6 protein-coding genes and 2 pseudogenes are annotated in these 8,065 nt (G+C 73.1%); 5 read left to right on the top strand and 3 right to left on the bottom strand.

What is annotated here, in order from left to right; translation table 11 throughout:
• Positions 1 to 119 (bottom strand): annotated as a pseudogene (locus tag F2B26_RS12905) (DNA polymerase III subunit beta); the annotation flags it as partial.
• A 77-nt stretch (positions 120 to 196) separates the two neighbouring features.
• Positions 197 to 856 (bottom strand): annotated as a pseudogene (locus F2B26_RS17480) (glycosyltransferase); the annotation flags it as partial.
• A gap of 851 nt (positions 857 to 1,707) precedes the next feature.
• Here F2B26_RS17480 and F2B26_RS12900 point away from each other — a divergent pair.
• The 5 genes from F2B26_RS12900 (at position 1,708) to F2B26_RS12880 (ending at position 7,561) form a co-directional block, all read left to right on the top strand.
• Positions 1,708 to 2,973 carry an extracellular solute-binding protein gene (locus F2B26_RS12900; protein WP_159810008.1) on the top strand — a complete coding sequence of 422 codons (1,266 nt, stop codon included), beginning with the start codon at positions 1,708 to 1,710 and terminating at the stop codon, positions 2,971 to 2,973.
• A 74-nt stretch (positions 2,974 to 3,047) separates the two neighbouring features.
• The gene (locus tag F2B26_RS12895) at positions 3,048 to 3,926 is read left to right on the top strand and encodes a carbohydrate ABC transporter permease (protein ID WP_159810006.1); all 879 of its coding nucleotides are present in this window, start codon (positions 3,048 to 3,050) and stop codon (positions 3,924 to 3,926) included.
• Positions 3,913 to 4,794 carry a carbohydrate ABC transporter permease gene (locus tag F2B26_RS12890; protein WP_159810004.1) on the top strand — a complete coding sequence of 294 codons (882 nt, stop codon included), beginning with the start codon at positions 3,913 to 3,915 and terminating at the stop codon, positions 4,792 to 4,794. Before F2B26_RS12895 ends, F2B26_RS12890 begins: the two co-directional genes overlap by 14 nt.
• 26 nt (positions 4,795 to 4,820) lie before the next feature.
• The gene (locus F2B26_RS12885) at positions 4,821 to 6,353 is read left to right on the top strand and encodes a glycoside hydrolase family 5 protein (protein WP_235929660.1); all 1,533 of its coding nucleotides are present in this window, start codon (positions 4,821 to 4,823) and stop codon (positions 6,351 to 6,353) included.
• Entirely contained in the window at positions 6,350 to 7,561 is a 1,212-nt protein-coding gene (locus F2B26_RS12880) for an ROK family transcriptional regulator (protein ID WP_159810002.1), read from the top strand. Before F2B26_RS12885 ends, F2B26_RS12880 begins: the two co-directional genes overlap by 4 nt.
• A gap of 64 nt (positions 7,562 to 7,625) precedes the next feature.
• Here F2B26_RS12880 and F2B26_RS12875 read toward each other — a convergent pair.
• Positions 7,626 to 8,065, bottom strand: a 440-nt coding sequence (locus F2B26_RS12875) for an LLM class oxidoreductase (protein WP_159810000.1), incomplete at its 5' end; no start/stop codon positions are given.

Raw genomic sequence — 8,065 nt, 5'->3', positions numbered from 1 at the left:
ACGACCTTGGTGCCGTCGGGCGAGACGTCGACGGGCTTGTCCGGCAGCGAGCGGGAGATCTCCGCGAGCAGCCGGCCCGAGACCAGGACGACACCCGGCTCGGTGACCGCGGCGGGGACGGTGGCACCTGGACGGCCCGCTCACGTGCGGCCGCCCCGAGCCGGGCGCGCAGCTGCGGGTCGGTCAGACGAGCCAGGGCCGCGGCGTACCGGGCCGGTTCCGGCGGCACGACGAGCGCCGAGACCTCGTCCGCCACCACACCGTTCGCCGTGTCCGAGACGAGCAGCGGCAGACCCTCGTGGGCGGCCTCGTTGAGGACGAACGCCTGGGTGTCGACGACGGACGGGAAGGCGAACACGTCGGCCGGGGCGTAGACGGCGCCGAGGTCGACGCGCGGGTACGGCCCGGCCACGCTGAGTCGGTCGCCCACCCCGAGCCGGTCGGCCTCGGCGAGCAGCTGCGCGCGCGAGGGCCCCTCCCCGACGAGTGCGAGGTGCACGTCCAGCCCGTCGTCGACGGCCAGCCGCAGCGCCTGGACCAGCAGCGACAGGTTCTTCTCCGGAGCGAGGCGTCCGACGTAGAGCACGCGCAGCGCGCCGTCGGGCCACACCGGACCGGCCGGCGCCCCGGCGCGCTCGGGCAGCCGGTCGACACCCGCCGGGACGACGGTGAGCCCGGCCTCGGCGTTGAGCCGCCCGTAGGTCGCGAGCCCCTTGGTCGACAGCAGCACGATCTCGGCCGCATCGGCGTGCAGCGCCGCGGTGGTCCGCGCGACGACCTGCCGTCGCCAGTCGGCCCGGTCCTCCTCGCAGGCCGGGCGGCGGCGGAAGGCGACGCGCGCCCGCCGCGACGCCATGCTCAGGACCAGCGGCTTGACCCCGCCGGAGGCGAGTGCGCGCGCCGCGTTGTAGTAGGCGGTCGCCCCGGTGGTGTCGGTGGAGACCACCATGACGAGTGGCACGCGCCGGGCCGAGGCGATGATCAGCCCGAGCACGCCGACCCGGCCCAGCGTGGAGACCACGACGACGTCCGGCAGCTCCCGGTGGGTCCGCGCCAGCTGGGCCACGGCCGAGTACCGGGCGTGGTGGTCACCGGGGTAGCCGATGTGCCGCAGCGACCGGAAGGTGACCGCGTCGGCGGTGCGCGTGGCGGGGTGACCGGGGGCGGCCGGGGTGAAGGTCCGCGGTCGCATCCCGAGCCTGGTGAGCTCACGCTGCCAGGACTCGACCATGTACGACGGGCCGGCCGCCTGCCGGCGTGGCAGGTCGCCGAAGATCCACACGGCCAGGGTCACGGTGACCTCGTTCTTCGCGTCGGCTGGTGGCTTGGCCCGCGCCCGTGTGCGCGGACCCGGTGTGCCCGGGTGCGGTTCGTCGCCAGGAGCCCGTGCCGCCGGACCTGGCCACCTCGACCCCACCCAGGAGGACCCGCGGTCCGCGGACGTCCACCGCGGGGAATGCTAGCGGCCCGGGCGTCCAGCGCGGCACGGGGGACAGGTAGCCGGTCTGGCCCCGTGCGCTGCGGGGCCCGGGGGTCTTGCGCGCTCTTATCGTGCGCCTTAGAGTAAGACGTGTATTAAGTGCGGCGCGGTCGTCACCACCCCGGCTCGAGGTGACGTGCCGGCGACGTGACCGTCCGGAACCGGCGAGACCCGCTCGCCGCCCGCAGGTGTGGCGCAACGGCGCACCCACGCGAAAGGGAACCTCCATGACACGCCTTCCCCTGCGACGAGCGCTGCTGCCCGTCGCCGTCCTTTCCGCCCTCGCCCTGGCCGGCTGCTCGTCGAGCACCCCCAGCGGCGCCAGCTCGAGCGGCGGCGCCGACACCGGTCCGCTCACCGTCTGGGTGATGGGCGACAGCGCGAAGAACTTCGACCAGCTCGTCGCCCCGTTCACCACCCAGACCGGGATCAAGGTCACGACCGTCGCCATCCCGTGGGACTCCATCGACCAGAAGATGACCACGGCCGTCGCCTCCGGGCAGGGGCCCGACGTCGTCCAGATCGGCCTGTCCAAGCTGCGCACCTTCGCCGACACCGGCGCCCTGCTGCCGCTCGACGACGCGACCCTCGCCGGCTACCCGAACCTGGCGGCCAGCCGGTTCCTGCCCGGCATCGCCGGGAACGCCACCGCCGTGGGCGGCAAGGTCGTCTCCGTCCCGTGGATTTCCGACACGCGCGTGCTGTTCTACCGGACCGACCTCCTCAGCGCGGCGGGCATCAGCGAGCCGCCCGCCACCTGGGACCAGCTGCGGGCCGACGCCAAGAAGCTCGCCGGGCGCGGCAGCGGCCAGTACGGCTACTACATCCCGCAGTGGGACAGCGCCCTGCCGGTCCAGATGACCTGGGCCTACGGCGGGGACATCGTCGACCCGTCCGGCGCCGTCGACTTCGGCACCGACGCCTTCAGCAAGGCCGTCGACCTGTACACGGGTCTGTACGCGGACGGCTCCGTCCCCACCGCCTCCGACTTCGACCAGACCCAGGGCTTCGTGTCCGGCAGCACCCCGATGGTCGTCTCCGGCCCCTACCTGGCCGCCGCGATCAAGCAGTCCGCCCCCGACCTCGACGGCAAGTGGGCGGTGGCGCAGCTGCCCAAGGCCAGCACCAGTACCGCGCTGCTCGCCGGTTCGAACCTCGGGGTCTGGGGCAAGTCCGCGCACCAGACGGCCGCGTTGAAGCTGCTGGACTTCCTCGCCCAGAAGGACACCCAGCTGTCCTGGTACACGATCAACGGCGACCTGCCGACCGTCACCGAGGCGCTGTCCGACCCCAGTCTCACCTCCGACCCGCTGGTCAAGGTGTACGCCGCGTCCCTGGCGAGCGCCAAGATCCTCCCGCTCGTCCCGAACTGGGACGGCGCCACCGGCAAGGCCCTGCTCGACGCGCTCAACTCGATCGCGCTGCAGGGGACCGACAAGAGCGCGGCCATCGCCACGCTCGAGTCCGCCACCAAGGGCCAGTCGGTCAACTGAGCCCCCTGGACCGTCCCGGCGGCGGTGCGCTGCCCCCGCCCGTGCCGCCGTCGGGACGCCCCGGAAGGAACCCCATGAGAGCCCGTGCCACGCCCTACCTGCTGGTGGGCCCCGCGAGCCTGCTGCTCGTCCTGTTCGGTGTGCTGCCGATCGTGGTGGCGCTCGTCGTGAGCATGACGGACATGGACGCCGCGGGGCTGGGCGACCTGTCGCGGGTCTCGTTCATCGGCGCCGCGAACTACCAGGCGTTGTTCGCCGACCCGTCGTTCTGGCAGGCGTTGCGCAACACCGCGTTCTACGTGCTGCTCGGGGTGCCGTCGGTCGTCATCGTCTCGCTGGTCGCGGCGCTCGCGCTCAACCACACCGACAACAGGTTCTTCCGGGCGCTGCGGTCGTTCTACTTCCTGCCCGCCATCACCGGCATCGTCGCGATCGCGCTGGTCTGGGGGTACCTCTACAACAGCCAGTTCGGGCTGTTCAACTACCTGCTCTCGCTCGTCGGCCTGCCACCCGTGCCGTGGCTGTCGAGCCCCGCGGTGGTCAAGTACTCGGTCGCCGCCGTGGCCATCTGGCGGGGCACCGGGCTCAACATCATCATCTTCCTGGCCGCCCTGCAGGGGGTGCCGCGCGAGTACCTCGAGGCGGCCGCGCTCGACGGCGCCTCCCGGCTGCGCACCACCTGGTCGATCGTGCTGCCGCTGCTGCGGTTCGCGATCTTCTTCGTCACTGTCACCACCGTCATCGCGTGGCTGCAGTTCTTCGACGAGGCGTTCGTGCTCACCAAGGGCGGACCGCTGGGGGCGTCGACGAGCGTGTCCCTCTTCCTGTTCCAGGAGGGCTTCTCCGGCGCCCGGTTCGGTTACGCCTCGGCGGGGTCCGTCGTGCTGTTCGTCATCATCGCGGCGGTCACGGTCGTCCAGCTGCGGACCAGGAGGACCGATGCAGACCTCTGAGGCCCCGCGCCCCGCCCCGGCGCCCGTGCGGCGTGCGGCCGCCCGGAGCTCCCGGCGCCCGGCGCGCAGCACCCTCGTCGTCGGCGCCCTCGTGACGCTCGGGGCGGTGGCGACGGCGTTCCCGTTCGCCTGGATGATCCTGTCCGCCGTCAAACCACGCAGCGAGTCGCTGGCCTACCCGCCGCACGTGCTGCCGCGGCACGTCACGTTCGAGTACCTCGGCCAGCTGTTCTCCGAGCTGGACTTCGGCCGGTACCTGGTGAACACGCTCGCCGTCGTGCTCATCTCCATGGTCGGGCTCGTGCTCATGGCGATGGCCGGGTACGGGTTCGCCAAGTTCGAGTTCCGCGGCAAGGAGGTCGTGTTCTTCCTCGTGCTCGCGACCATGATGATCCCGGTCCAGGTCACAATGATCCCGACCTTCCTCATCCTCAACGGGATCGGGCTCACCAACACCCTGGTCGGGATCGCGCTGCCGACGTTGGTGAGCGCCTTCGGGGTGTTCCTGTTCCGGCAGTTCATGACGACCATCCCCACCGAGGTCCTCGAGGCCGCACGCATCGACGGCGCCGGTGAGCTGCGGGTGTTCGCCCAGATCGTGCTGCCGATGAGCCGGCCGATCCTCGCCGTCCAGGTGGTGCTCACCTTCATCACCGGGTGGAACAGCTTCCTGTGGCCGCTGGTCGTCGCGAGCGACCAGAACCTCTACACGCTGTCGGTCGGGATCGCGCTGCTCAACCAGCAGGTCGCGACCAACCCGTCGCTGCAGATGGCGGCCGCCGCGCTCATGGTGGTGCCGGTGCTCGTCGTCTTCGTCGTGTTCCAGCGGCACATCGTCCAGGGCTTCACCCTCTCGGGCCTGAAGTGAACGCACCGGTGAACCAGGAGACGTCCGTGACCAGCACCCGCACCAGCCCGCCCGCCACCTTCGTGCAGGCGCGCGACGGCCGGCTCGTCGACGGCGCCGGGCAGGTGCGGCTGCGGGGCGTGGCGCTCGGTGGCTGGCTGCTGCCCGAGGGCTACATGTGGCGGCTCGGCGACCACGCCTCGTCCCCTCGGCAGATCGAGGCGCTCGTCACGCGGCTCGTCGGGCCGGTGCGCGGCCGGCAGTTCTGGACCCGGTACCGGGACGCCTTCGTCACCCGGGCCGACGTGGCCGCCGTCGCCGCCGCAGGGTTCGACCACCTCCGGGTGCCGATCAACGCCCGCATCGTCCAGGACGCGGCGGGTGACCCGGTCGAGGAGGGGTACCGGCTGCTCGACCGGGTCATCGGCTGGGCGGCCGAGTCGGGGCTGCGGGTGCTGCTCGACCTGCACGGCGCACCCGGCGGGCAGACCGGCACCAACATCGACGACTCGCCGCGCGGGCTGCCCGAGCTGTTCATGGACGCCCGGTACCGCGCGCTCACGCTGCGGCTGTGGACCGACCTGGCGACCCGGTACGCCCACGAACCGGCCGTGCTCGGCTACGACCTGCTCAACGAGCCGCTGCCCAACCAGTGGCAGCACACCTACGCCGATGACCTCGCGCACCTCTACCAGGACCTCACCGCCGCGATCCGCCGGGTCGACCCCGATCACCTGCTCGTCTACGAGGGCACGCACTGGGCGACCAACGTCGACATCTTCGACCGGGTGTGGGACCCCAACTCGTGCATCCAGTTCCACCGGTACTGGTCCGCCCCCGACCTCGCCGGCATCGAACGCTTCCTCACGGTGCGCGACGAGCTCGGCCTGCCGCTCTACATGGGCGAGGGGGGCGAGAACACCCTCGAGTGGCTCTACACCGCGGCCCGGCTCTACGAGCGCCACGAGATCGGCTGGAACCTGTGGACCTGGAAGAAGGTCGAGACCCGCACCTCACCCGTCTCGGTCCCCGCGCCCGACGGCTGGGACGCGTTCCTCGCCAGCGCCGACGGCACCCCACGGCTGGGACCCGACCAGGCCTGGCGCGTCCTGGAGGACCTGCTCGACGCCCTGCCGTACGAGCGCGCCTCGCACCGGCCCGACGTCGTGCGCGCCGTCCTCGGCCGGAAGCCCGCCGTGCTGCCCGCCTGGGGTTTCGGGTTCCGCGGGCCCGGGCAGTCGCACCGGACCGCCCGCAGCACCGAGCACCCCGTGCTGCGGGCCGACGACGCCGTCGCGCTCGTGTGGGCGCACGACGGCGAGCACCCGGACAACCCGTTCGAGCAGAACGACGGGCGTCCCTACACTCCCGGAGAGGAGCTGGCCGTCCGGCTGGACCCGGGTGACTGGCTCGAGTACGAGCTCGACGCCGTGCCGGACGTGCGGGCCTACACCGCCGTGACGTGTGAGGGAGAGAAGGACGCCATCGACCTGGAGCCGAGCGACCGGGGGTTGCGCGCGACGGCGCGCCGACCGGCCACGCTGCTGCGCCTGGTCCGCACCGGCGACCCGCGCCCATGACGGCTGAGCCGACCCGACCGGCCCGCGACGCGGGCACCGTCACCTCGCTGCGGCTGCGCAACCGCACGCGGGTGCTCCGGCACGTCATCCTCCACCCGCAGACGACCCGCGCCGAGATCGCCCGGACCTGCCAGCTCTCGGCGGCCAGCGCCGCCAACCTGGTGGCCGACCTCATCGCCGAGGGGCTCGTCGTCGAGACCGGTCAGGTCGCCTCGGAGGGCGGGCGTCCCATCGCGCTGCTCGCCCCCCGGGCCGAGGGTGCCTTCACCATCGGCGCCGACATCGGTGAGCGGGGGGTGGCCGTCGAGCTGTTCGACCTGTCCATGACCGCCGTCGACAAGGAGTTCCGGGGCGGCCACGCGCAGGAGACCCCCGAGAAGCTCGCCCGCGACCTCGCCCAGGCCGTCGGCGCCCTGCGCGAGCGGCACGCCGAGGTGTGGGACCGCGTGCTCGGCGTCGGGCTCGCGATGCCCGGCATCGTCGAGACCGACGAGTCCGGGGCCCAGACCCTCTACGCCCAGAACCTCGGCTGGGCGCCGGTGCCGATCAGCGACCTGCTCCGGACCGACGTACCCGTCCACGCCGACAACGGCGCCAAGACGCAGGCCCGGGCCGAGCTGTGGTTCGGCGCCGCACGGGGTGTCGACCATGCCGTCGTCGCCCTGCTGGGTCGCGGGGTCGGCGTCGGGCTGGTCCAGGGCGGCCGGTTGCAGGCCGGGTCGCACAGCAGTGCCGGTGAGTGGGGGCACACCAAGATCGAGCGCGGCGGGCGGCCGTGCAGCTGCGGCGGTCGCGGTTGCGTCGAGGCGTACGTCGGCGCGCGCGGCATGCTCGACGCCTGGGCCGCGCGCGGCGGGCAGTTCGACGGCACGGGGTGGCGGGCCGTCGGTCAGCTGCTGGACGCCGCGGCTGCCGGTGACGCGGACGCCCGGTGGGTGGTCGACGACGTCGTGTCGGCGCTGGGGCTCGCGCTCGCGAACCTCGTCAACCTCACGAACCCGCAGCGGGTGGTGGTCGGTGGCTGGGTGGGCATCCGGCTGATGCAGGCCCTCGCGCCCCGCATCGAGGCCGCCGTGCGGGAGAGCTGCCTGGACCGGCCCGGTGCGCAGTTCGAGCTGGTCGAGTCGACGTTCGGTGGCGACACGGTCGCCGTCGGTGCCGCGATCCTGCCGCTCGAACGCCTGCTGGCCGAACCGCTGCGGGGCTGACCGGGCGAGGTGCTGGCCGTGCCGGTGAGCCGGGGTGCCGCGCGCACGACGCTGGTCGGCCCGCTCAGAGCACCCGGGCCAGCTGCTCCAGCCCGGCCGTCGGGTCGGCCGCGGCCGGGATGAACACGCTGGTCGTGACCCCGGCCGCACCCAGCTCGTCGAGCCGCGCCCGCACCTGTGCCGGGGTCCCGGCCAGCGCGAGCCGGGCCACCCAGGCGTCGGGCAGCCGGGAGGCGAACTCCTGCGGCGACGCGCACCGGGCACGCAGCGCCGCGAGCTCGGCCGCGAACGGCAGCGGCCGCAGGTGCGGCTCCCAGTCCGGCTCGCCGATCCAGGCCAGCCCCGGCCGGGCCTCGTCGAGCGCGGTCTGCGCCACGTCGTGCACCGAGCCCACGTTGTAGGTGACGATCGCGTGCGGCCCGCTGGCGGCGATCTGCTCGACCGCGGCCCGCACGTACTCCGGGGTGCACGGCTCGGCCAGCACGGTGCCGTCGGCCACCCGGC

It is taken from the genome of Cellulomonas citrea, from assembly GCF_009829685.1.
Classification (GTDB): domain Bacteria; phylum Actinomycetota; class Actinomycetes; order Actinomycetales; family Cellulomonadaceae; genus Cellulomonas; species Cellulomonas citrea.
Note: the sequence above shows the minus strand (reverse complement) of the source record. Positions and strands in the feature narration are given on the sequence as shown.

Coding starts and splice junctions, on each gene's coding strand:
- F2B26_RS12900 (WP_159810008.1), top strand. CDS start 1,708: ATGACACGCCTTCCCCTGCGACGAGCGCTGCTGCCCGTCGCCGTCCTT.
- F2B26_RS12895 (WP_159810006.1), top strand. CDS start 3,048: ATGAGAGCCCGTGCCACGCCCTACCTGCTGGTGGGCCCCGCGAGCCTG.
- F2B26_RS12890 (WP_159810004.1), top strand. CDS start 3,913: ATGCAGACCTCTGAGGCCCCGCGCCCCGCCCCGGCGCCCGTGCGGCGT.
- F2B26_RS12880 (WP_159810002.1), top strand. CDS start 6,350: ATGACGGCTGAGCCGACCCGACCGGCCCGCGACGCGGGCACCGTCACC.